The organism is Pseudomonas kitaguniensis (assembly GCF_009296165.1).
Classification (GTDB): Bacteria; Pseudomonadota; Gammaproteobacteria; order Pseudomonadales; family Pseudomonadaceae; genus Aquipseudomonas; species Aquipseudomonas kitaguniensis.
The window spans coordinates 19,716-41,270 of sequence record NZ_VUAZ01000127.1 but is presented as its reverse complement, the minus strand read 5'-3'; the positions used below and the strand labels follow the sequence as shown (position 1 = coordinate 41,270).

Annotated in this window: 22 protein-coding genes and 1 pseudogene; 22 read left to right on the top strand and 1 reads right to left on the bottom strand. The window is 62.3% G+C overall.

Annotation, left to right across the window (positions count from 1 at the left end; all coding sequences use genetic code 11):
* Nucleotides 1–59: 59 nt before the first annotated feature.
* From F0169_RS20685 to F0169_RS20595, 19 genes and pseudogenes are all read left to right on the top strand, one after another.
* Nucleotides 60–778 (top strand): annotated as a pseudogene (locus F0169_RS20685) (beta-ketoacyl synthase chain length factor).
* On the top strand, nt 754–1,566 hold the full coding sequence (locus F0169_RS20680; RefSeq protein ID WP_058411796.1) for a lysophospholipid acyltransferase family protein: 813 nt from the start codon (nt 754–756) through the stop codon (nt 1,564–1,566). The pseudogene F0169_RS20685 and the gene F0169_RS20680 overlap by 25 nt, the downstream one beginning before the upstream one ends.
* Nucleotides 1,544–1,813 carry a phosphopantetheine-binding protein gene (locus tag F0169_RS20675; protein ID WP_058411797.1) on the top strand — a complete coding sequence of 90 codons (270 nt, stop codon included), beginning with the start codon at nt 1,544–1,546 and terminating at the stop codon, nt 1,811–1,813. The genes F0169_RS20680 and F0169_RS20675 overlap by 23 nt, the downstream gene beginning before the upstream one ends.
* Nucleotides 1,814–1,822: 9 nt before the next feature.
* A complete protein-coding gene (locus tag F0169_RS20670; RefSeq protein ID WP_058411798.1) occupies nt 1,823–2,077 on the top strand; it encodes an acyl carrier protein in 255 nt (84 codons plus the stop codon).
* Nucleotides 2,074–2,628 (top strand): COG4648 family protein, encoded by a 555-nt coding sequence (locus F0169_RS20665; protein WP_122251942.1) that lies wholly within the window; start codon nt 2,074–2,076, stop codon nt 2,626–2,628. The genes F0169_RS20670 and F0169_RS20665 overlap by 4 nt, the downstream gene beginning before the upstream one ends.
* Nucleotides 2,616–4,286, top strand: coding sequence for an acyl-CoA synthetase family protein (locus F0169_RS20660; protein WP_152747492.1), 1,671 nt, complete (start codon nt 2,616–2,618; stop codon nt 4,284–4,286). The genes F0169_RS20665 and F0169_RS20660 overlap by 13 nt, the downstream gene beginning before the upstream one ends.
* Entirely contained in the window at nt 4,279–5,013 is a 735-nt protein-coding gene (locus tag F0169_RS20655) for a glycosyltransferase family 2 protein (protein WP_122251944.1), read from the top strand. The genes F0169_RS20660 and F0169_RS20655 overlap by 8 nt, the downstream gene beginning before the upstream one ends.
* A complete protein-coding gene (locus tag F0169_RS20650) occupies nt 5,010–5,945 on the top strand; it encodes an LpxL/LpxP family acyltransferase (protein ID WP_152747491.1) in 936 nt (311 codons plus the stop codon). Before F0169_RS20655 ends, F0169_RS20650 begins: the two co-directional genes overlap by 4 nt.
* A complete protein-coding gene (locus F0169_RS20645; RefSeq protein ID WP_152747490.1) occupies nt 5,929–7,470 on the top strand; it encodes an HAL/PAL/TAL family ammonia-lyase in 1,542 nt (513 codons plus the stop codon). The genes F0169_RS20650 and F0169_RS20645 overlap by 17 nt, the downstream gene beginning before the upstream one ends.
* Nucleotides 7,463–7,888 carry an acyl-CoA thioesterase gene (locus F0169_RS20640; RefSeq protein WP_058411804.1) on the top strand — a complete coding sequence of 142 codons (426 nt, stop codon included), beginning with the start codon at nt 7,463–7,465 and terminating at the stop codon, nt 7,886–7,888. Before F0169_RS20645 ends, F0169_RS20640 begins: the two co-directional genes overlap by 8 nt.
* Before the next feature lie 29 nt (nt 7,889–7,917).
* Nucleotides 7,918–8,568, top strand: coding sequence for an outer membrane lipoprotein carrier protein LolA (locus tag F0169_RS20635; RefSeq protein WP_152747499.1), 651 nt, complete (start codon nt 7,918–7,920; stop codon nt 8,566–8,568).
* Nucleotides 8,552–10,870 (top strand): MMPL family transporter, encoded by a 2,319-nt coding sequence (locus F0169_RS20630; protein ID WP_152747489.1) that lies wholly within the window; start codon nt 8,552–8,554, stop codon nt 10,868–10,870. Before F0169_RS20635 ends, F0169_RS20630 begins: the two co-directional genes overlap by 17 nt.
* A gap of 33 nt (nt 10,871–10,903) precedes the next feature.
* Nucleotides 10,904–12,151: an NAD(P)/FAD-dependent oxidoreductase gene (locus F0169_RS20625; RefSeq protein ID WP_235592386.1), complete on the top strand. Its 1,248-nt coding sequence runs from the start codon at nt 10,904–10,906 to the stop codon at nt 12,149–12,151.
* Nucleotides 12,148–12,882 carry a methyltransferase domain-containing protein gene (locus F0169_RS20620; RefSeq protein ID WP_172979500.1) on the top strand — a complete coding sequence of 245 codons (735 nt, stop codon included), beginning with the start codon at nt 12,148–12,150 and terminating at the stop codon, nt 12,880–12,882. The genes F0169_RS20625 and F0169_RS20620 overlap by 4 nt, the downstream gene beginning before the upstream one ends.
* Nucleotides 12,879–13,361, top strand: coding sequence for a hypothetical protein (locus tag F0169_RS20615; RefSeq protein WP_152747487.1), 483 nt, complete (start codon nt 12,879–12,881; stop codon nt 13,359–13,361). The genes F0169_RS20620 and F0169_RS20615 overlap by 4 nt, the downstream gene beginning before the upstream one ends.
* On the top strand, nt 13,358–14,524 hold the full coding sequence (locus tag F0169_RS20610) for a beta-ketoacyl-[acyl-carrier-protein] synthase family protein (RefSeq protein ID WP_152747486.1): 1,167 nt from the start codon (nt 13,358–13,360) through the stop codon (nt 14,522–14,524). The genes F0169_RS20615 and F0169_RS20610 overlap by 4 nt, the downstream gene beginning before the upstream one ends.
* Nucleotides 14,521–14,982, top strand: coding sequence for a hotdog family protein (locus tag F0169_RS20605; protein ID WP_152747485.1), 462 nt, complete (start codon nt 14,521–14,523; stop codon nt 14,980–14,982). Before F0169_RS20610 ends, F0169_RS20605 begins: the two co-directional genes overlap by 4 nt.
* Entirely contained in the window at nt 14,979–15,707 is a 729-nt protein-coding gene (gene fabG / locus F0169_RS20600; RefSeq protein ID WP_058411812.1) for a 3-oxoacyl-ACP reductase FabG, read from the top strand. The genes F0169_RS20605 and fabG overlap by 4 nt, the downstream gene beginning before the upstream one ends.
* Nucleotides 15,707–16,933 carry a beta-ketoacyl-ACP synthase gene (locus F0169_RS20595; protein WP_058411813.1) on the top strand — a complete coding sequence of 409 codons (1,227 nt, stop codon included), beginning with the start codon at nt 15,707–15,709 and terminating at the stop codon, nt 16,931–16,933. The genes fabG and F0169_RS20595 overlap by 1 nt, the downstream gene beginning before the upstream one ends.
* A gap of 344 nt (nt 16,934–17,277) precedes the next feature.
* Here F0169_RS20595 and F0169_RS20590 read toward each other — a convergent pair whose 3' ends face one another.
* On the bottom strand, nt 17,278–18,171 hold the full coding sequence (locus tag F0169_RS20590) for a LysR family transcriptional regulator (RefSeq protein WP_152747484.1): 894 nt from the start codon (nt 18,169–18,171) through the stop codon (nt 17,278–17,280).
* Between the two features lie 171 nt (nt 18,172–18,342).
* On the opposite strand from F0169_RS20590, the gene F0169_RS20585 reads away from it, so the two are divergent.
* From F0169_RS20585 to F0169_RS20575, 3 genes are all read left to right on the top strand, one after another.
* Nucleotides 18,343–19,572: an MFS transporter gene (locus tag F0169_RS20585; RefSeq protein ID WP_152747498.1), complete on the top strand. Its 1,230-nt coding sequence runs from the start codon at nt 18,343–18,345 to the stop codon at nt 19,570–19,572.
* A gap of 76 nt (nt 19,573–19,648) precedes the next feature.
* A complete protein-coding gene (locus F0169_RS20580) occupies nt 19,649–20,920 on the top strand; it encodes an AAA family ATPase (protein ID WP_152747483.1) in 1,272 nt (423 codons plus the stop codon).
* Entirely contained in the window at nt 20,917–21,555 is a 639-nt protein-coding gene (locus tag F0169_RS20575) for a retron system putative HNH endonuclease (RefSeq protein ID WP_152747482.1), read from the top strand. The genes F0169_RS20580 and F0169_RS20575 overlap by 4 nt, the downstream gene beginning before the upstream one ends.

Genomic DNA, 21,555 nt, shown 5'->3' with positions numbered 1-21,555 from the left:
CCCGGTTTTCGGGGCCAACGGCCGCATATGGAAGCCCGCAGGGGCGGGATAACGTCTCAGTGATCAACTTCAACATCGCCCAATGGCGCGCCTGGGCTCCTGGCCTGGAGAGTGCGCAGGACTGGCGTGCCTGGTGCCAAGCACCCGTGTTGCTGCCCGCCAGCGTTGCCGCCCCCGACGTGTCGTTCCTGCCGGCCATGCAGCGTCGGCGCCTGAGCCGCTTGGCGCGCATGGCTTTCAGCGTGGGCTGGCCGTTGGCTGAAGGCCTGCAAAACCTGCCGCTGGTGTTTATTTCCCGGCACGGCGAAACCCCGCGCACCCTCGATATTCTGAGCGATCTGGCCAACGACGAGCCGTTGTCACCCACCCAGTTCAGCCTGTCGGTGCACAACGCGGTGATTGGCCTGTGGTCGATCCTGCGTAACGAAACCAGCGAAATGACCGCGCTTGCCGCCGCCGGCGATGGCCTGGAACACGGCCTGCTTGAGGCCGCCGCGCTGCTTAACGAAGGCGCGCCAGCAGTGTTGCTGGTGATCACCGAAGAACAAGCGCCCGAAGCCTATGCCAACTGGATCGTTGACGTGCCCTTCCCCTACGCGCTCGGCCTGCTGCTGACACCCGGCGACGAGTGGCAGCTGGAACTCACCACCGGCACTGTCCAACCCACTCAAACCCAGTGGCCCCACGCCCTGAACCTGCTACGCACCCTGCTGACCGAACAGGCGCCTGCCAACATGCCTGGAAGAACCGCGTATGGAATTGGCAACGCAAGCCCTGAACAACAAGCCACGGGACGCCTATTACTGGCGCCTGTTCGCCACCGCCGCGAGCTTCTTCATGTTCGGCGTCGGCGGCCTGTGCCTGCGCTTACTGGTGTTGCCGTTGCTCAGTTGCTTGCCGGGGAGTGCGCAAAAACACCAGCGCCGCGCCCGCCACACCATCAGCACACTGTTCTGGTTTTTTATCCGTTTGATGCAGCGCGCAGGCGTGCTGACCTACAGCGTCGAAGGCGCCGAAAACCTCGGCCGTCCAGGCCAGATGATTATCGCCAACCACCCGTCGCTGATCGACGTGGTGTTCCTGATCGGCCTGATGCGCCAAACCAACTGCGTGATCAAGCAGAGCCTGTTTCAAAACCCGTTCACCCGTGGGCCGGTGCGCGACGCGGGCTACATCAGCAATGACGGCAGCGCCGACATGCTCGATGCCGCCGCCGACGCGCTGCGTGAAGGCCAGACGCTGATCATTTTCCCGGAGGGCACGCGCACCTCGCCGGGGCAAATGCCGGCGTTTCATCGCGGTGGCGCGGCCATTGCGCTGCGCGGTGCAACGGTCATCACGCCGGTGGTGATCAAGGTCAGCCCCACCACCCTGACCAAGGCCGAACCCTGGTATCGCATCCCCAAACGCCGCTTTCACTTCAGTTTGCGCGTGGGGGCCGATATAGAACCGCAGGCGTTCGCAACACTCGGCCCAGCGCCTCAAGCTTCACGCAAGCTCAACGATTACCTGCACCACTATTTTATTAAGGAGCTCGCCGAAGATGAGCGACCAACACCGCCTTGAGCACGACATAAAGATGCTGATCATCGAGGCCCTGGGCCTGGAAGACATCAGCGCCGACGACATTGGCAGCGAGCAAACCCTGTTCGGCGAAGGCCTGGGCCTGGATTCGGTCGACGCCCTGGAATTGGGCCTGGCGATTCAGAAAACGTACGGCATCAAGATCGACGCCGACGCCAAGGACACGCGCAATCACTTCACCAATGTGGCCAGCCTTGCGGCGTTCGTCACAGCCAGACAGGCAGCTTGAGAGCGGACCATGCAAACTCGTGACGATATTTTCAACACCCTGCGCGACGCCTTGGTGGAACTGTTTGAACTGGAACCTGCGCGCGTCACACTCGACGCCAACCTGTACCAGGACCTGGAAATCGACAGCATCGATGCCGTCGACCTGATCGACCACATCAAGCGCCAGACCGGCAAGAAAATCGCCGCCGAAGAGTTCAAAGCGGTGCGCACGGTAAGCGACGTGGTTGAGGCGGTGTACCGTCTGGTGCAACCTGCCGCATGAGCCGGCTGATCGGCCTTGGCCTGTTGCTGGCGGGGCTGCTGTACCCCTTTGCGGTGTATTACGGCACCGAACACTTTGCGCCGTGGCAATTCGGCCTGCTGCTGGGCAGCCTGTGGTTGTTGCGCGCGCTGATGGGCGCGCAGCAACCCGGCAACCGCTGGATGGCCGTGGCGGCGATTGTGTTTTGCCTGGCGCTGGCGTGGTTCGACAGCCCGCACTTGCTGCGCTGGTACCCAAGCTTGGTCAGCGCGTTCATGCTGGGGCTGTTTGGCTTGAGCCTGAAATACGGCCCGCCGATGGTCGAGCGCATGGCGCGCATCAGTGAACCGCAGTTGCCGCCCAGAGCGCTGGTGTATACGCGCCAGGTCACGGTGGTGTGGAGTGTATTTTTTTTGTGTAATGGCCTGCTCGCCGCCGCCCTCACCCTGTGGGCGCCGTTGAGCTGGTGGACGTTGTACACAGGCTTTATCGCCTACGGGCTGATGGGGCTTTTGTTTGCCGTGGAATGGCTGGTACGACAAAGGGTTCGAGGCCGCGTATGGAAGGTTTAAAACTTGAGCACCTGTTGCTTGAGCCGCTGCAACAGCGTTCGGTCACCACCGAACCTGCGATGAACCACGCCCAGCTGTGGGCGCACGCCCTGAGCCTGGCGGCAGGCCTGCAAGCGCGTGGCATTCAGCGTTTGGCGGTGCACCTGGAAGACGCCGGCTTGCTCGCGATTGCCCTGTTGGGCGCCTGGCGTGCGGGTGCCTGCGTGTTGCTGCCGGCCGACCTGCAAGCGCAAACCCGCCAACGCTGGAGCGCTGACGTTGACGCTTGGCTGGTTGCAGAGGGCGACCTCGACGCGCTGTATCAAGCGCCGTTGAGCGCCGCCGCGCTCGACCTGGACACCTGCCAACTCAGCCTGTGCACGTCCGGCTCCAGTGGCGAGCCCAAGCGTATCGACAAAACCCTGCGCCAACTGGCCAACGAAGTTGCGGCGCTGGAAAGCCTGTGGGGCGCGGACCTCAAAGGCGCGTGCATTATCGGCAGCGTCGCCACGCAACATATCTACGGCTTGCTGTTTCGCGTGTTGTGGCCGCTGTGTTCCGGGCGCACTTTTGTGCGCAAACAGCTGGCCTTCCCCGAAGACCTGCAGCGCGCCAGCCGCGAGCATGCACAATTTGCCTGGGTCGCCAGCCCGGCGCTGCTCAAGCGCATGGGCGATAACCTTGACTGGCCCGCGCTGAGCCAGGTGTGCCGGGTGTTTTCGTCCGGCGGCGCCTTGCCGATTGAGGCCGCCGCCAGCCTCTACGAGCGTTTGCAGCAATGGCCGACGGAAATTCTCGGCAGTTCGGAAACCGGTGGCATCGCCTGGCGCCAGGGCGCGCAGCCGTGGCAGCCATTTGCCGACGTGCAACTGAGCCAGGATGCCGAGGGTGCGCTGCGCGTTGCCTCACCTTACTTGCCCGCCGGGCATACCGAACAGACCGCCGATGCGGCCCGCCTGCATGCCGATGGCCGTTTCGAACTGCTGGGCCGCTTGGACCGCATCGTCAAGCTGGAAGAAAAACGCATCTCGCTGCCCATGCTCGAACAGGCGCTGATGGCCCACGCCTGGGTCGCCGAAACCCGCTTGGGCGTGGTGCAGGAAAACCGCGCCTCCCTCGGCGCACTGGTGGTGCTCAGCGCCGAAGGTTTGCATGCGCTGCGCAATCAAGGCCGCCGCGCCGTCACCCAGGCATTGCGCCAACACCTGAGCCAACATTGCGAAGCCCTGGCGCTGCCACGCCGCTGGCGTTTGCTGCGCCAGTTACCGCTGAATGCACAAGGCAAACTGCCGCAGGCAGATGTCGCCGCGCTGCTGATCGCCCCACGGCCGAAAACGCCACACGTGCTGGAGCAAGTCGAAGCCAACGGTGAATGGACCTTGCAGCTGGCCGTCCCGCCGGACCTGGCCTATTTCAGCGGGCACTTCCCGGTAACGCCGGTACTGCCAGGCGTGGTACAGGTGGAATGGGCCTTCAACCTCGGCCAGCAACTGCTCGACCTGCCGGGCACCTTTGCCGGCATGGAGGTGCTCAAGTTCCAGCAACTGGTGCGCCCCGGCGACCACATCGAACTGCACCTGCGCTTTGATCAGGAACGCAGCAAACTGTATTTCGCCTACCGCAACGGCGTCGCCGCCTGCTCCAGCGGCCGCATCCAACTGGTGGACGCGCATGCATAACCCCTGCGCCCTGATCCCGGTCTACAACCATGAAGCCGCCGTGCCGGCCGTCATCCACAGCCTGTTAAACAGCGGCCTGCCCTGCTTGCTGGTCGACGACGGCAGCAGCCCAACCTGCGCGGCGGTGCTGGCGCAACTGGCGAGCCTGCAAAACGTCACCTTGCTGACCTTGCCGCGCAACCAAGGCAAGGGCGGCGCGGTGATGGCCGGTTTCCGCGAGGCCGCGCGCCTGGGGTTCAGCCACGCGCTGCAAGTGGACGCCGACGGCCAGCACGACCTGCGCGAAGTCGAGAGCTTCCTGGATGCCTCGCGCACTCACCCCGACGCGCTGATCTGCGGCTACCCCGAGTACGACGACAGCGTGCCCAAAGGCCGCTTGTACGCGCGCTACCTGACCCACGTGTGGGTGTGGATCAACACCTTGTCGTTGCAAATTCGCGACTCGATGTGCGGCTTTCGCGTGTACCCGCTGGCGCCCACGCTGGCACTGATGGACTCGGCCTACATCGGCACGCGGATGGATTTTGACTCCGACATTTTGGTGCGCCTGGCCTGGCGCAACCAGCCGATGCGCTGGCTGCCGACGCAGGTGCACTACCCCGCTGACGGGCTCTCGCACTTCCGTTTATTCCACGACAACGTGCGTATTTCAGCCATGCACACCCGGCTGTTTTTCGGCATGTTGCTGCGCGCGCCGATGATCCTGTGGCGACGGTGGCAGGCATGAGCGACAGCACCAGGCACTGGGCCGACCGCAAGGAGCGTGGCAGCTTCTGGCTGATGAAATTCACGGCGGTCGCCGCCAAGGTACTCGGCCGCCGCCTGTTGAGCCCGTTGCTGTACGCCATCGTGCTGTACTTCTTTGTGTTCGGCCGCAGCGCGCGCCAAAGCGCCTGGCAGTACCAACAGCGGCTGGCCGACTGGAGCGGGCGCGATGAACTGCGCCCCACGCATAAAAAAGTCTTCGGCCAGTTCATGGCCTTCGCCGAGTCCTTGCTCGACAAGCTCGACGTGTGGAACGGCAAGCTGCGCATCGAACACATCGAAATCCACGACCCGGCGCAGTTGCGCGGGCAACTGCGCGGCGGGCGCGGGCAGATGCTGGTGGGCGCGCACCTGGGCAACCTCGAAGTGTGCCGCGCGCTCGCCGAAATCGGCGAGCAAGTCACCATGAACGTGCTGGTGCACACCAAGCACGCCGAACACTTCAACCGCCTGCTGGGCGAAGCCGGCGCCACGCATTTGCGCCTGATTCAGGTCAGCGAACTGGACCCGGCCACCATGCTGCTGCTCAGCCAGCGCCTGGACGAGGGCGAGTGGCTGGCGATTGCCGGCGACCGCGTGCCGTTGCACGGCGCACGCACGGTGCGCGTGGATTTCCTCGGGCAGGCCGCCGCCTTCCCGCAAGGCCCATGGCTGCTGGCCGGCCTGCTCAAATGCCGGGTGAATCTGCTGATGTGCCTCAAACACAACAAGCGCTACCGCCTGAGCATCGAGCCGTTTGCCGACTTGATCGAGTGGAAGCGCAGCACCCGCGAGCAGGTGATTGCCGAGTGGACCGCGCGCTACGCCGCACGCCTGGGCGAGTTTTGCCTGCAAGCCCCCCAACAATGGTTCAACTTTTACCCTTTCTGGAAAACCGATGACCCCGCATCTTGAGCCGGTAACGTTTGGCGAACGCGCGTTGCGCATTGAAGACGTGCTGGCCCTGGCCAACCGCCAGGCGCCCACGCAATTGCAGGGCGATGCGGCGTATCGCCAGCGCATCGCCAAAGGCGCGCAGTTCCTCGACTCGTTGCTGAACAAGGAAGGCGTGATCTACGGCGTAACCACCGGCTACGGCGACTCGTGCGTGGTGGCGGTGCCGTTGCAGCACGTCGAGGCGTTGCCGCGTCATCTGTACACCTTCCACGGCTGCGGGCTGGGCAAGTTACTCGACGCCCAAGCCACGCGCGCGGTGCTGGCGGCGCGTTTGCAGTCGCTGTGCCACGGCGTTTCCGGGGTGCGTGTGGAACTGCTTGAGCGCCTGCACGCGTTCCTCGAACACGACGTGCTGCCGTTGATCCCGGAAGAAGGCTCGGTGGGCGCCAGCGGTGATTTGACGCCGCTGTCTTACGTGGCCGCCACCTTGTCCGGTGAACGCGACGTGCTGTTCGGCGGCGAACGCCGCCACGCCGCCGACGTGCACCGCGAGCTGGGCTGGGAGCCGCTGGTGCTACGCCCCAAAGAAGCATTGGCGTTGATGAACGGCACCGCCGTGATGACCGGCCTTGCTTGCCTGGCCTTTGCCCGCGCCGACTACCTGCTGCAACTGGCCACGCGCATCACCGCGTTGAACGTGGTGGCGCTGCAAGGCAACCCGGAACACTTCGACGAGCGCCTGTTCGCCGCCAAGCCGCACCCTGGGCAGATGCAAGTTGCCGCGTGGTTACGCAAAGACCTGGCGATTGATGCACCGACCGCGCCGCTGCATCGCCTGCAAGACCGTTACTCGCTGCGCTGCGCGCCGCATGTGCTGGGCGTGCTGGCCGACAGCCTGAACTGGCTGCGCTCGTTTATCGAAATCGAGCTGAACAGCGCGAATGACAACCCGATCATCGACGCCGAGGAAGAACGCGTGCTGCACGGCGGGCACTTTTACGGCGGGCACATCGCCTTCGCCATGGACAGCCTCAAGACCCTGGTGGCCAACGTGGCCGACCTGCTCGACCGCCAGCTCGCGTTGTTGGTAGACGTGCGTTACAACCACGGCCTGCCGAGCAACCTGTCGGGCGCCCCGGCGGACCGCGCGATGATCAACCACGGCTTCAAGGCGGTGCAGATCGGCACCAGCGCATGGACCGCCGAAGCGCTGAAAAACACCATGCCGGCCAGCGTGTTCTCGCGCTCCACCGAGTGCCATAACCAGGACAAAGTGAGCATGGGCACCATCGCCGCGCGTGATGCGATCCGCGTGCTGGAGCTGACCGAACAGGTCGCCGCCGCCACCTTGCTCGCCGCCAACCAGGGCGTGTGGCTGCGCGCCCAGGCCGACGACGCGCGCGCCCTGCCACCGGCGTTGGCCGCCATGCACGAGGAATTGGCCAAAGACTTTGCGCCGGTCATCGAAGACCGCGCGCTGGAAGGCGAACTGCGCCTGTGCCTGAAACGCATTGCCGAGCAACACTGGAGGCTGCATGCGTAGCCCCGGTGTGTTGCATTGCGACACTGAAATCCTCGTGCCGTTTTTCGACGTCGACAGCATGAATGTGGTATGGCACGGGCATTACGTGAAGTACCTTGAAGTGGCGCGTTGCGCGCTGCTGGACAAGATCGGGCATAACTACACGGCGATGCTGGCGTCGGGCTACGCCTGGCCGGTGATCGATATGCAGCTGCGTTATGTGCGTGGCGCGGTGTTCGGCCAGACCATCAATGTGCGCGCCAGCCTGGTCGAGTGGGAGAATCGTTTGAAGGTCAATTACCTGATTACCGACCTCGCCAGCGGCGAGCGTTTGACCCGCGCCAGCACGGTGCAAGTGGCGGTGGAAATCGCCAGCCACGAGATGCAAATGGCATCGCCCACAGTATTCACGAACGCCGTCGAAAGGGCTTTGAAATGAGATCCACTGTGGGAGCGGGCTTGCTCGCGATGGTCGTTAACGATAACGCTGGTCCGCTGACACTACGCCGCGCCCTCAGGTTCTTCGCGAGCAAGCCCGCTCCCACCTTGATCGGGTTGTTGCTGAGCTTCAGCGCGCATGCTTTTGACGTGCAGCAGTTGAGTGATCAGCTGGCAAAACCGTCGGTGATTCACGGCAGTTTCATCCAGGAAAAACACCTGCGTGCCCTGCCCCAACCCTTGGTCAGCAAAGGCACCTTCGTACTCGCCAAAGACCACGGTTTGCTGTGGCGGCTGAAAACGCCGTTGCAACAGGACTACCGCATCAGCGCCCAAGGCATCGCCCGGCGTGACGCCAATGGCTGGCAATTGCTGCCGAACAAGAGCGCCGGCGCCGAGCAGAATCGCTTGTTCCTCGCTGTGCTGCAGGGCGACAGCAGTGGCTTGCAGCGCGATTTCGAATTGCAGCTGCAAGGCGAAGCCAACCAATGGACGCTCACGCTGATTCCGCGCTCGTTGCTGTTAAAACAAGTGTTCAGCCAAATCAACATCGACGGCGGCGCGCTGGTGCAAAAAGTCGAACTGCTGGAAACCCAGGGCGACAGCACCGTGCTGCGCATGCAGGACAGCACCGCCGACCAACCGTTAAGCGACGCGGAGCACCATGACTTTGCTCAGTGAGCGCATGCTGCCGCGCCTGTTCCTGATGCTGCTGGTGGCCGTGCTGGCACTGGCCGGTTGGCAGTGGCGCCATGGCGCGCCGTTGTCAGCCAACCTGATGGAACTGGTGCCGGGCAACACGCCGGATGCGCTGGAGCAGCAAGCCGAACAGCGCATGCAGGAGCCGTTGAACCGCGAGATGCTGGTACTCGTGGGGCATGCCGAGCGCCAGCAAGCCGTGGCGGTGGCGCAACAATTGGGCGAACGCTGGCAGGCAAGCGGGTTGTTTGAAAAGGTCCAGTGGAACCTGCAAGCCGACTTGCCGGCGCTGCGTGAGCAACTGCTGCGCGGGCGGTTGGCGATGCTTTCAGCCAAGGACCGCGAGCAACTGATCGAGCAGCCCGAAGCGTTTATTCAACAGCGTGTGCAGGCGCTGTTCGACCCCTTTACCGGGTTCAGCCTGGTGCCAAGCCAGGACGACTGGCTGGGCCTTACCGGGCGCATCCAGAACAGCCAGCCGCAGCATGGCTCGGTGCAGTTGGACATCGGCAGCGGCGCACTGATAGCCGAGGCCGACGGCAAGAGCTGGGTGATGCTGCGTGCGCGCACCACCGGCAATGCCTTCGACATGAAACTGCCGGTGCAAGTGGCCGACTTGCTTCAGGCCAGCCGTGCGCAAGCCAGCGAACACGGCGCGCAATTGCTCGCCGCCAGCGGTTTGCTCTACGCGGCCAATGGGCAGCAACAGGCCAGCCGCGAGATCACTTGGGTCGGCGGCGGCGCAACGTTGGGCATTCTGTTACTGCTGTTGCTGGCGTTTCGTCGCTGGCGGGTGCTGCTGGCCTTTGTGCCGGTGCTGGTGGGCATGCTGTTTGGCGCGGTGGCGTGTGTGGCGCTGTTCGGCCATATGCACGTGATGACCCTGGTGCTGGGTTCCAGCCTGATCGGCGTGGCGGTGGATTACCCGCTGCACTACCTGTCGAAAAGCTGGAGCCTGCAGCCATGGCGCAGTTGGCCGGCGTTGCGCCTCACGCTGCCGGGCCTGAGCCTGAGCCTGGCGACCAGTTGCATCGGCTACCTGGCGCTGGCCTGGACGCCTTTTCCGGCCTTGACGCAAATCGCGGTGTTCTCCGCCGCAGGTCTGCTCGGCGCTTACTTGTCTGCCGTGTGCCTGTTGCCCGCGCTGCTAAAGGGCGTGGAACTGCGCCCCGCGCAATGGCCACTGCGCATCGCCGAATGCCTGTGGCAGCTGCGTGCCGGGTTGATCAAACGCGTGCCAAGCGCGGTGCTGCTGGTGTGGGTGCTGCTGTTTTGCGCCGGTGGCCTGTGGCAGTTGAACAGCAAAAACGACATTCGCCAATGGATCGGCGCGCCGCCGCAGTTACTGCAAGAGGCGCAAGCCGTGGCGCGCATCACCGGCTTCCAGCCCACCAGCCAATTCTTTTTGGTGCGCGCGGACAATCAACAACAGTTGCTGGAACGCCAGGCTGCGCTGGGCCAGCGCCTGGACCAACTGGTCAACATGAACAAGCTGCAGGGCTATTTGGCGCTGAACCAACTGGTGAATTTGCCCGCCGAGCAACAACAACTGCGCGATGCATTGAGCAGGCTGGAGCCATTCTGGCAGCCGCTGGTCGACCTCGGCGTGCCCGCCAGCGCCTTGCAGGCTGAAGTCGCGCAACTGCAAGCGCTGCCCACCGAAGACATCGACGCCGCGCTGGTCGGCCCATTGGCCGAACCCTGGCGCACGCTGTGGCTGGGCCCGGTGGACGGCGGCGTGGCGGCGATGGTCAGCCTGCAAGGCTTGAACAGCCCGGCGTTGCTGCGGGTGCAGGCGCTGGATTTACCCGGCGTGCAGTTGGTGGATCGCCTCGGCGATTTGAACCGGGTGTTCGCCGACACGCAGATCAGCGCGGCTGAATTGAAGTTGATGTCGTGCGTGCTGATCGTGCTGTTGCTGATACTGCCGTTTGGCGTTGGCGGTGCCTTGCGCATCGTCGCCCTACCGCTGCTCGCGGCACTCTGCAGCTTGGCCAGCCTGGGTTGGCTGGGCCAGCCGCTGACCCTGTTCAGCTTGTTCGGCCTGCTGTTGGTCACGGCGATCAGCGTCGACTACGCGATTTTGATGCGCGAGCAAATCGGCGGCCCTGCCGTGAGTCTTTTAGGTACGCTGTTGGCGGCGCTGACGACCTGGTTGTCGTTTGGGCTGCTGGCGGTGTCGAGTACACCGGCCGTGAGCAATTTCGGCCTGTCGGTCAGCCTGGGCCTGGCGTTCAGCTTTATGCTGGCGCCTTGGGCCGGCCATCAGAAGCACGCCTTATGAATGTGAATATCGCCAAAGTGGCAAGGAGCCTTCGTGCCCACAGTTGAAATGGAACGTCGCCAGGTGGTGGTGATCGGTGCAGGGCCATCCGGCGCTATCGCCGCCGCGCTGCTAAAGCGCAACGGGCATGATGTATTGATCATCGAGCGTGAGCATTTCCCTCGCTTCTCGATTGGCGAGAGCCTGCTGTCGCACTGCATCGACTTTATCGAAGAAGCCGGCATGCTCGACGCCGTGCAGGCGGCGGGTTTTCAGGTGAAAACCGGCGCCGCGTTCGCGTGGGGCGAGCGTTACAGCGCGTTTGATTTTGGTGACACGTTCAGCAACGGCAAGCCCATCACCTACCAGGTAGAGCGCGGCGCGTTCGACAAGTTGCTGGCCGATCAGGCGGCGCTGCAAGGCGTGGACATTCGCTACGGTGAAAGCGTTGTCGGCGTGGACATGGCAGGCAAGTGCCGCTACTTGCACGTGCGCCGCGAAAACGGCAGCGAGTACCACCTCAAAGCTACCTTCGTGCTCGACGCCAGCGGCTACGGCCGCGTGCTCCCGCGCTTGCTGGACCTGGAAGCACCGTCGAATTTCCCGGTGCGCCAAGCGGTGTTTACCCACGTTGAAGACCGTATCGAACACCCAGGTTTCGACCGCAGCAAGATCCTCATCACCACGCACCCGACCCATCGCGACATCTGGTTCTGGACTATCCCGTTCAGCAACGGCCGTTGCTCAGTGGGCGTGGTCGCCGCCAAGCAGCATTTCGAAGGCCGCGACGGTGACCTCGACGCCTGCCTGCGCGGTTTTATCGCCGAAACCCCAAGCCTTGCGCGCGTGTTGCAACACGCCGTGTGGGATACGCCGGCGCGCACGCTCAGCGGCTACTCGGCCAACGTCAAAACCTTGCACGGCCCAGGCTTTGCGCTGCTGGGCAATGCGGCGGAATTTCTCGACCCGGTATTTTCCTCCGGCGTGACCATCGCCATGCGTTCGGCGAGCATGGCCGCAGGCCTGCTGCACCGACAACTCACGGGCGACACGGTGGACTGGCAGCGCGAGTTCGCCGAGCCGTTGAAGCGCGGTGTCGACACCTTCCGCTGCTACGTCGAAGGCTGGTACGCGGGGACGTTTCAGGATGTGATTTTTCACCCTGGCAGCTCCAACGACATTCGCCGGATGATCAGCGCAATTCTCGCAGGCTATGCGTGGGATGAGCGCAACCCGTTTGTCAGCGAACCCAAGCGGCGCTTGCGGGTGTTGTCGGAGATTTGTGCAGGGGATGCCGCGTGAGCAGCCAATACCTGAGCAAAAACTACGTGGAAGAAACCCGCTTCGGCCTGTGGTTCCTGCGTAGCCACACCTGGCAGCACCGTGTATTGCGCGTGGCGATCAACGACCTGCACGGTTTGTTCAGCGAGCCGTTGCCCGTGGCGCCGGTGTTGCTCGACGCCGGTTGCGGTCAGGGCAAATCGTTCAAGCTGTTGCAGCAAGTGTTCGCGCCGCAGCGCCTGATTGGCCTGGATGCCGACCCTCACAGCCTGGCACTGAGCAAGGCCGAAGCCACGCGCCAAGGCTTGGCCGTCGAGCTGGTCGGCAGCGACTGTGCGACCCTGGAGGTGCCGGACGCGAGCGTCGACATTTTGTTCTGCCATCAGACCTTCCACCATCTGGTGGAGCAGCATCGCGCACTTCAGGAGTTTTACCGGGTGCTCAAGCCGGGCGGCTATTTGCTGTTTGCCGAGTCCACCGAAGCGTATATCGATACGTGGGTGATTCGCTGGCTGTTCCGCCACCCGATGCACGTACAAAAAAGCGCCGAAGAATACTTGGACATGCTGCGAGAGCAGGGCTTTGAATTCGGCCCGCAAAACGTCTCGTACCCGTATTTGTGGTGGAGCCGCGCCGGTGACTTCGGCCTGCTCGAACGATTGGGCCTGCGCAAGCCGCCGCCGGTGGGCCAGCGTGAAGAAACCCTGGTGAACTGCGTGGCGCGTAAACCTTTAACGAGCGCCGCTACATGATCCGCCTGTTCTTGATGGGCTGCCTGTTGCTGCTGAGCGCCTGCGCCAGCCAGCCACCGCTGCCCGAGAAAAACCCGACGCTGGCCTTGCCGATGCAATTGCATGTGCAGCGCAAGGAAGGCGGGCAAAGCCAGGATTGGCTGCTGGTGATTCAGCGCGAAGGCACCGCCCTTCGCTGGTCGATGATGGACCCGCTGGGCATTCCTCTGGCCCGGCAAAAGCTGATCAATGGCCAGTGGCAGGCCGATGGCTTGCTGCCGCCGAATCCACCGGCGCGCGAGCTGTTTGCCGCCTTGCTGTTTGCCTTGACCTCGGCGGATGAGCTGCGCGCGCTTTACCCGAGCGCACAGGCGATGGACCTCACGCGCACGTTGCCGGGGCATTGGCAAATTGTGTATCAGTCGTCGGAGGTGTTCAGCGTGAACATCAGCGGTCAGCCGTTGAGCTACCGCGTCACGCCGCTGGGGGCTGAGCGATGACGGCCTACCTGAATGCGCTCGGCGTGATCTGCGCCCTCGGCCGTGGCCAGGCCGAGGTCAGCCGCAGCCTGTTCGCCGGTGACTGTTCGGGCATGCGCGCCGAGAGCGGCTGGGTGCCTGAGCGCGTGGTGCCGGTGGCCGGCGTGCACGGCGCACTGGCGAGCCTGCCGGTGCAACTGAACCAGCACAGCAGCCGCAACAACCAGTTGCTGCTGGAAGCGGCGCTGCAGATCGACGATGAGATCCGCCAGGCGATCCACACCTATGGCGCCTCCCGCGTGGCCGTTGTGCTGGGCACCAGCACCTCGGGCATCGACGAAGCCAGCCGTGGCATCGCGCGTTACCTGCGCGACCAGCAGTTCCCCGGCGACTACGACTACCAGCAACAGGAACTCAGCGCCCCGGCGAATTTTCTCGCCGAGTGGCTGCAATTGAGCGGCCCGGCTTACGTTATTTCTACCGCCTGCACCTCCAGCGCCCGCGCGTTGATGAGTGCCCAGCGCCTGCTCGACCTTGGCGTGTGCGACGCGGTGATCTGCGGCGGTGTCGACAGCCTGTGCAAACTGACGCTCAACGGTTTTGCCGCGCTGGAAGCGGTGTCGAATCAACGCTGCAACCCGTTCTCGGTGAACCGCAATGGCATCAACATCGGCGAAGCGGCCGTGCTGTTCGTGATGAGCCGGCAAACCGCACCTATCGCATTGCTGGGCAGCGGCGCGAGCTGCGACGCGCACCATATTTCGGCGCCCGAACCCACCGGCAAAGGTGCGTTGCAGGCGATGCGCAAGGCCTTGGCCAGCGCCAAACGGCTGCCCGGGCAAATCGGTTACCTGAACCTGCACGGCACCGCGACCCACCACAACGACGCGATGGAAAGCCTGGCCGTGGCGAGCGTGTTCGCCAACGGCGTGGCGTGTTCATCGACCAAGCCCATGAGCGGCCACACCCTCGGCGCTGCGGGCGCATTGGAAGCCGCGTTCTGCTGGCTGAGCCTGACCCACGGTGTTATCCCGCCGCACGTGTGGGACGGCCAGGCCGACCCGGCGCTGCCGGGGTTGCAGTGGGCGCACGCCGGCGACACTTTGAAAAAACGCTGCCTGATGAGCAACTCGTTTGCCTTCGGCGGCAACAACGTCAGCCTGATTATTGCGGAGGCCCCATGATCAATTGGCCACTCGCCGAACTGCTGCCCCACGCGGGCGACATGATCCTGATCGACCAGGTACTGTCGTTCGATGAAGAGCAGGTTCACACCCGCGCTACCGTCACGCCCGGTGGCCTGTTCAACCGGCCCGACGGCAGCCTGCCCGCTTGGGTCGGTATCGAGCTGATGGCGCAGAGCGTCGCCGCGTATGCCGGATGCCACGCGCGCCAAAAAGGCCAAGCGGTGGAACTCGGTTTCCTGCTGGGCACACGCAAGTTTGTGTGCAACGTTGCGCACTTCCCCGCAGGCGCCGAGCTGCGTATCCACGGCCTGCGCTCGCTGGAGGACGACAACGGCATGGGTGTGTTCGAATGCCACCTCACCGGCGTGGGTATCCAGGCCAGCGCGCGCTTGAACGTATTTCGACCGCCGCAGGCGGCCAATTATTTAGCTGAATTGAAGGACCAAACGCCATGACTGAATCCGTACTGGTCACCGGCTCCAGCCGTGGCATCGGCCGCGCCATTGCCCTGCGCCTGGCCCAGGCCGGGCATGACATCGTGCTGCATTGCCGCAGTGGCCGGGTTGAAGCCGACACGGTGCAGGCCGAGGTCGAGGCCTTGGGCCGCAAGGCGCGCGTCCTGCAATTTGATGTGGCAGACCGCGCCAGTTGCAAAGCCATCCTGGAAGCAGACGTGGAACAGCATGGCGCCTATTACGGCGTGGTCTTGAACGCTGGCCTGACCCGCGACGGCGCGTTCCCGGCCTTGTCGGAAGACGATTGGGACGTGGTGATGCGCACCAACCTCGACGGTTTCTACAACGTGCTGCACCCGGTGATGATGCCGATGATTCGTCGGCGCGCCGCTGGCCGTATCGTCTGCATTACCTCGGTGTCCGGGTTGATCGGCAACCGTGGCCAGGTCAATTACAGCGCCTCGAAAGCCGGCCTGATCGGCGCGGCCAAGGCGCTGGCCATCGAGCTGGGCAAGCGCAAGATCACCGTCAACTGCGTCGCCCCCGGCTTGATCGACACCGCAATGCTGGATGAAAACGTGCCGGTGGAAGAACTGATGAAGATGATCCCCGCGCAACGCATGGGCACCCCGGAAGAAGTCGCCGGCGCGGTGAATTTTCTGATGTCGGCCGAAGCCAGCTACATCACGCGCCAGGTGTTGGCCGTGAATGGAGGCCTGTGCTGATGAAGCGCGTTGTAGTCACCGGCATGGCCGGCATGACCTCGTTGGGCAGCGATTGGGAGACCATCGCCGCCAACTTTCGCGCCAACCGCAGCGGCATTCGGCGCATGGACGAGTGGGACCGCTTCATCGAATTGAACACACGCCTGGCCGGGCCAATCGACGACTTTGTGGTGCCCGCGCACTGGACCCGCAAGCAACTGCGCAGCATGGGCCGCGTTTCACGCCTGGCGGTGTGGGCGGCGGAGCAAGCGTTGCAGGACGCCGGGTTGCTCGGCGATGAATCGATCAAGGACGGGCGCATGGGCGTGGCCTGCGGCTCGTCCACCGGCAGCACCGACGAGATCAAGGCGTTCGGCAATATGCTGCTGAACTCGGTGGCCGAAGGGCTGAATGCCAATTCCTACGTGCGCATGATGCCGCACACCACGGCGGCGAATATCAGCATTTTTTTTGGCCTGACCGGGCGGCTGATTCCCACGTCCAGCGCCTGCACCAGCGGCAGCCAGGGCATTGGTTATGCCTACGAGGCGATCAAATTTGGCCGTTTACCGTTGATGCTCGCAGGCGGCGCCGAAGAGCTGTGCCCCACCGAAGCCATGGTGTTCGATGCGCTGTACGCCACCAGCCTGAAAAACGACGCGCCGCAAACCAGCCCGCGCCCTTACGACAGCGGCCGTGACGGCTTGGTGATCGGCGAAGGCGGCGGCATGCTGGTGCTCGAAGAACTCGAACACGCGTTGGCCCGCGGTGCGCACATCCACGCCGAACTGGTGGGTTTCGGCAGCAACGCCGACGGCCAGCACACCACGCGCCCGGAACAGAAAACCATGCGCCGCGCGATGGAGCTGGCGCTGGAAGACGCCGGGCTTGAACCCGGCGCCATCGGCTACGTCAACGGTCATGGCACCGCCACCGATCAAGGTGACATCGCCGAGACGCTGGCCACCCACAGCCTGTTCGGCAGCCGCATGCCGATCAGCTCGCAAAAAAGTTTCCTCGGCCACACCCTGGGCGCCTGTGGCGCGCTGGAGTCGTGGTTCAGCATCGAAATGATGAACCGCGACCAGTACGTGCACACCTTCAACCTCGACTCCGTCGACCCGCATTGCGGCGAGCTGGATTACCTGCAAGGCGGGTTTCGCGAGATGCACCACGACTATGTGATGAACAACAACTTTGCCTTTGGCGGCGTCAACACCTCGTTGATCTTCCGGCGCTGGCGCTGAGGTATTAATTGACGGGCTACGCCATCAGCTACCGCGACAGCCTGACCGCACTGCGCAGCAATGGCACGAATGAGTGGGTTGAGCGAACAGGCACCGCGAAGCAAAACTGAGGATCGCAGTGAGTCGGAAACGACAAAGGGCGCCTTTCGGCGCCCTCTTCACAAACAGGTTGGCTTGTCATCGCCACCTCCTGCCTGGCTCTGCGATGGCTGGTTACCCAGGATCCTCAGAGTCTCACAAGCCCCTTTCGGGAACTGGGCCAGTATGCCTGAAAACAGACCGCCTGCAATCGGTGGCGAGCGGGCTTGCTCGCTCGCCACAGATGCCGGCCTGATCGCCGGGCTTTACTGAGTGGACTTGCGCGTCAACAGGTCCACAAACGCTTTGGCCATCGGCGTTTGCGCGCCTTTGCGTTGCACCAGCCATACCGACGTTACCGCCTCCTGGTCGAGCAAGGTGCGATACACCACGCCATCAATGCGTATGCGCTGGTAAGACGCCGGCAGCACCGACACGCCCAAACCCGCTGCCACCAGCCCGATAATCGTCATGGCCTCGCCGGCTTCCTGGGCGAAGTGCGGGCTGAAGCCGGCGTCGCGTGCCAGGTTGATCAGCTGCGCGTACAGGCCGCTGCCGTAGCTGCGCGGGAAAAATACAAACGGCTCCTCAGCCAGTTGCGCCAGGTGCAAGCCGCGCTCACTGCCCGCCACCAAGGGGTGACCGGCGCTGAGTACCGCGACCAAAGGTTCGCGCATCAGCTCAACCACGCTCAGCGAATCCGGCAATGGCAGCGGGCGCATCAAGCCGACTTGAATCGACTCATCCACCAGCGACTCGGCGACTTCCGTGCTGCTCATCTCCTGCAGGTTCAGGTGCACCGCCGGGAACGCCTGGCGAAACGCGAAGATCGCCTGCGGAATGCTCGCGTTGAACGGCGCCGACGAGGTGAAGCCGATCTTCAATTCGCCCAGTTCGCCAAACTGCGCGCGACGCGCCACGTCCGCCGCTTTATCGACTTGAGCCAGCACCAGCCGCGCCTCTTGCAGGAACAATCGTCCGGCTTCGCTCAGTTCAACCCGACGATTGGTGCGCTCAAATAACCGCGCGCCCACTTCCCGCTCCAGCGCTTGAATCTGCTGGCTCAACGGCGGTTGCGAGATGCCCAGCACCTGCGCGGCGCGACCGAAATGCAGTTCTTCGGCGACGGCAATGAAGTACCGCAGGTGACGTAATTCCATGCAAACCCCATTAGGTCGTAAAAGCTCTCAAACAGGTCGAACAATATATTGGAAAGAATCATTAGGCAGCTATATTCTTTTTCCATTGCCAGTCCTGGCAGGCTTTCCCTCCCCGAGGTCCTTGTGAAATCTGCTGTCGCGCCCTTTGCTCAAGAAGTCCCGCCTTCCGCCCTGGATGAGGTGGTGGCCCAGCTCAACGAGGAGTACATCGAAAAAGGCACACCGATGTTCATGCGCACAGTGCTGGCGCTGTTCTCCGGTGGTTTCGCCACCTTTGCCCTGCTGTATTGCGTGCAGCCGATGATGCCGGCGCTGTCCCATGAGTTTTCCATCAATGCGGCGCAAAGCAGCCTGATCCTGTCGGTGGCTACAGCGATGCTCGCGCTGGGTTTGCTGATCACCGGGCCGGTTTCCGACACACTCGGGCGCAAACCGGTGATGGTTGCGGCGCTGTTCTGCGCGGCGCTGGCGACTATCGCCAGCGGTTTGATGCCGACGTGGGAAGGGATTCTGCTGATGCGCGCGCTGGTCGGCCTGTCTTTAAGCGGCTTGGCCGCGGTGGCGATGACTTACCTGAGCGAAGAGATTCATCCGCAACATATTGGCTTGGCCATGGGCCTGTACATCGGCGGCAACGCGATTGGCGGCATGAGCGGGCGCTTGATCATGGGCGTGCTGATCGACTTTGTCAGTTGGCACACCGCGACGCTGATCATCGGCGCCCTGGCACTGATCGCGGCCACGGTGTTCTGGAAAATCCTCCCCGAGTCGCGCAACTTCCGCGCCAGCAGCCTCAAGCCACGCAGCCTGGTGGAAGGCTTCGTGATGCACTTCAAGGACGCAGGCCTGCCGTGGTTGTTCCTCGAAGCGTTTCTGTTGATGGGCGCGTTCGTCACGCTGTTCAACTACATCGGCTATCGCCTGCTGGCCTCGCCCTATGAGCTGAGCCAAGCGGTGGTCGGCCTGCTCTCGCTGGTGTACCTGTCGGGCATCTACAGCTCGGCAAAAATCGGCTCGCTGGCCGACCGCCTCGGCCGCCGCCGCGTACTCTGGGCCACCATCGTGTTGATGCTCGCAGGCATCGCCCTGACGCTGTTCAGGCCGCTATGGCTGGTGGTGCCCGGCATGCTGATCTTCACCTTTGGCTTCTTCGCCGCCCACTCGGTTGCCAGCAGTTGGATCGGCCGCCGCGCGCTGAAAGCCAAGGGCCAGGCCTCGTCGTTGTACCTGTTCTGCTACTACGCGGGTTCGAGCATTGCCGGTACAGCGGGCGGGTTCTTCTGGCATTTTGCCGGCTGGAACGGAATTGGCGGGTTTATCGTGGCGCTGTTGACCGGTGCGCTGCTGGTGGCGTTGAAGCTGGCAAAGTTGGCGCCATTGGGGCACGCCAAAAGCCAGTAACACCTGCGCCTCTGGCGGTTCTGACGGGCCAAGGTACACTGACGGCATTCGTCAGTCTTGGTAAAGGAAAGCCAGAATGCGCCTGGACCAGCTTCACATTCAGAATTTTCGTTGCTACGAAGAAGCCACTTTTAACTTTCAGCCGGGGTTTAACCTGGTGGTGGGGGTTAATGGGAGTGGCAAGACTTCGTTGTTGCAGGCGGTGGCGGTTTCATTTTTCGAATTTGGCAAACTTGTACGTGCAGAACAACCCTGCCTGCAGACGAAAGATATTCGGTTCGTGATCGACAGTGTAAATGGCCGTACACGACTCGAACGCATTGACCCTGTTCGAATAGCAGCAAAAGGCAATATTTTCAAAGCGACTGAGTGGAAGCTGGCGCACGCTGGAGACACAGAACCTTATCTCGTCGACTCTGAAGTTGAGTCTCAAATTCAACTTATAAAAACCAGCATCAATCTTGCTGTGAATGTGGACCTGCCGGTACTGGCGTTTTATCGTGCTAATCGCCACTGGAAGAGTGCCAACGTGTCTGCCGAGTTTGCTGCGCAACAACGCGTATCCCGATTCGACGGCTACAACAATTGGTTCGATGCCGTTACCGACTTGAAAGATTTTGAGGGTTGGTTGATTGGGCGAACCCTCGAACGCATGCAAGACCTTTTGGACACGAAAACCGCACCTGTGGAATTTGATGACGAACTTGCGTGGGTTAACCAAGCCATACAATTCGCGGTTCCAGACGCGCAAGGCTTGCGTTATGACATAAGGCTTCAAAGCCTTCTGATCAATCTTTCAGGCAACAACACCCTTCCATTCTACGAACTCAGTGATGGTCAACGTGGAATGATTGCGCTCTTCGCCGACATTGCCCGCCGCATGTGCATTCTTAACCCACACCTCGGTAAGAACGTGCTGAAAGATACCTCGGGCATTGTGGTTATTGATGAATTGGATATTCACCTGCATCCCGCTTGGCAGCGCAGTATCGTTCAAGCCCTGAAGGCCGCATTTCCCAATGTGCAATTCATCGCCGCCAGCCACTCACCGCAAATCATCGGTAGTCTGAGGCCTGAGGAGGTCATGCTTTTAGACCGCGGTGATAGCTCACACCCACGAGTTACGTACGGACTCGACTCCAGCCGGGTACTCGAAGAAGTCATGGGTGTATCCGAACGAGAGCCGGAAATAGAAATGCTCCTTAGCGAACTGTTCAGCACAATCGAAGGCAACGACCTTCAAAAAGCCAAGACTCAACTTCAGACGCTCAGAACAAAAGCGCCCGGTCTTCCGGAGTTCCTCAGAGCTGAAGCGCTCCTCAAGCGCAAGGAGATGATTGGTCGATGAAACGCGTTATCAAAGGAACTGAACCCGTATCATTTACCGAGTGGAAAGCATTAGAAAATGAGCAGTGGACGCCCACTTATCGCGATCTTAAGCACCCACAGAAAAAGGAACTGCACACCAGCCTGCTCAACGAACAAGGTTATGCGTGCTGTTATTGCGGCGACAAAATCACACTGGACTCCAGCCACATAGAGCACTTCCGGCCCCAGAAACACTTCAGGCACCTGGGTCTGGAATATATAAACCTTCACGCATCTTGCCAAGGTGAGACAGAAACGCCCAAGCCCGCCCACTGCGGTCACAGCAAAAAAAGCGACTTCTGCGAGGACACCCACATATCTCCGCTAGAGGATGACTGCGAGAATCGATTCAGATTCACCTTGTTAGGTGAGATTAAAGGCAATGACGACTCACCTGCCGAGAGCATGATCAATCTGCTTGCACTGGATATTGAGTTCCTGAACAGCCGCCGCAAGGAGAAACTGGAAGGTATTTTCGACAACGCCTTTCTGGCTGATTTCACGATGGAAGAGTTGGAGACCATCATTCAGCGTTCGCGTCAGCCCCTCAGTGGTCAATACGAAGCGTTCGACCACGTCGTTGCTCGCTATGCAGAACAACTCCTCGGACACTAA

Excerpts from the sequence above, each read along its gene's own strand:
- F0169_RS20680 (WP_058411796.1), top strand. The coding sequence starts at position 754 with ATGGAATTGGCAACGCAAGCCCTGAACAACAAGCCACGGGACGCCTAT.
- F0169_RS20675 (WP_058411797.1), top strand. The coding sequence starts at position 1,544 with ATGAGCGACCAACACCGCCTTGAGCACGACATAAAGATGCTGATCATC.
- F0169_RS20670 (WP_058411798.1), top strand. The coding sequence starts at position 1,823 with ATGCAAACTCGTGACGATATTTTCAACACCCTGCGCGACGCCTTGGTG.
- F0169_RS20665 (WP_122251942.1), top strand. The coding sequence starts at position 2,074 with ATGAGCCGGCTGATCGGCCTTGGCCTGTTGCTGGCGGGGCTGCTGTAC.
- F0169_RS20660 (WP_152747492.1), top strand. The coding sequence starts at position 2,616 with ATGGAAGGTTTAAAACTTGAGCACCTGTTGCTTGAGCCGCTGCAACAG.
- F0169_RS20655 (WP_122251944.1), top strand. The coding sequence starts at position 4,279 with ATGCATAACCCCTGCGCCCTGATCCCGGTCTACAACCATGAAGCCGCC.
- F0169_RS20650 (WP_152747491.1), top strand. The coding sequence starts at position 5,010 with ATGAGCGACAGCACCAGGCACTGGGCCGACCGCAAGGAGCGTGGCAGC.
- F0169_RS20645 (WP_152747490.1), top strand. The coding sequence starts at position 5,929 with ATGACCCCGCATCTTGAGCCGGTAACGTTTGGCGAACGCGCGTTGCGC.
- F0169_RS20640 (WP_058411804.1), top strand. The coding sequence starts at position 7,463 with ATGCGTAGCCCCGGTGTGTTGCATTGCGACACTGAAATCCTCGTGCCG.
- F0169_RS20635 (WP_152747499.1), top strand. The coding sequence starts at position 7,918 with ATGGTCGTTAACGATAACGCTGGTCCGCTGACACTACGCCGCGCCCTC.
- F0169_RS20630 (WP_152747489.1), top strand. The coding sequence starts at position 8,552 with ATGACTTTGCTCAGTGAGCGCATGCTGCCGCGCCTGTTCCTGATGCTG.
- F0169_RS20615 (WP_152747487.1), top strand. The coding sequence starts at position 12,879 with ATGATCCGCCTGTTCTTGATGGGCTGCCTGTTGCTGCTGAGCGCCTGC.
- F0169_RS20610 (WP_152747486.1), top strand. The coding sequence starts at position 13,358 with ATGACGGCCTACCTGAATGCGCTCGGCGTGATCTGCGCCCTCGGCCGT.
- F0169_RS20605 (WP_152747485.1), top strand. The coding sequence starts at position 14,521 with ATGATCAATTGGCCACTCGCCGAACTGCTGCCCCACGCGGGCGACATG.
- fabG (WP_058411812.1), top strand. The coding sequence starts at position 14,979 with ATGACTGAATCCGTACTGGTCACCGGCTCCAGCCGTGGCATCGGCCGC.
- F0169_RS20595 (WP_058411813.1), top strand. The coding sequence starts at position 15,707 with ATGAAGCGCGTTGTAGTCACCGGCATGGCCGGCATGACCTCGTTGGGC.
- F0169_RS20590 (WP_152747484.1), bottom strand. The coding sequence starts at position 18,171 with ATGGAATTACGTCACCTGCGGTACTTCATTGCCGTCGCCGAAGAACTG.
- F0169_RS20580 (WP_152747483.1), top strand. The coding sequence starts at position 19,649 with ATGCGCCTGGACCAGCTTCACATTCAGAATTTTCGTTGCTACGAAGAA.
- F0169_RS20575 (WP_152747482.1), top strand. The coding sequence starts at position 20,917 with ATGAAACGCGTTATCAAAGGAACTGAACCCGTATCATTTACCGAGTGG.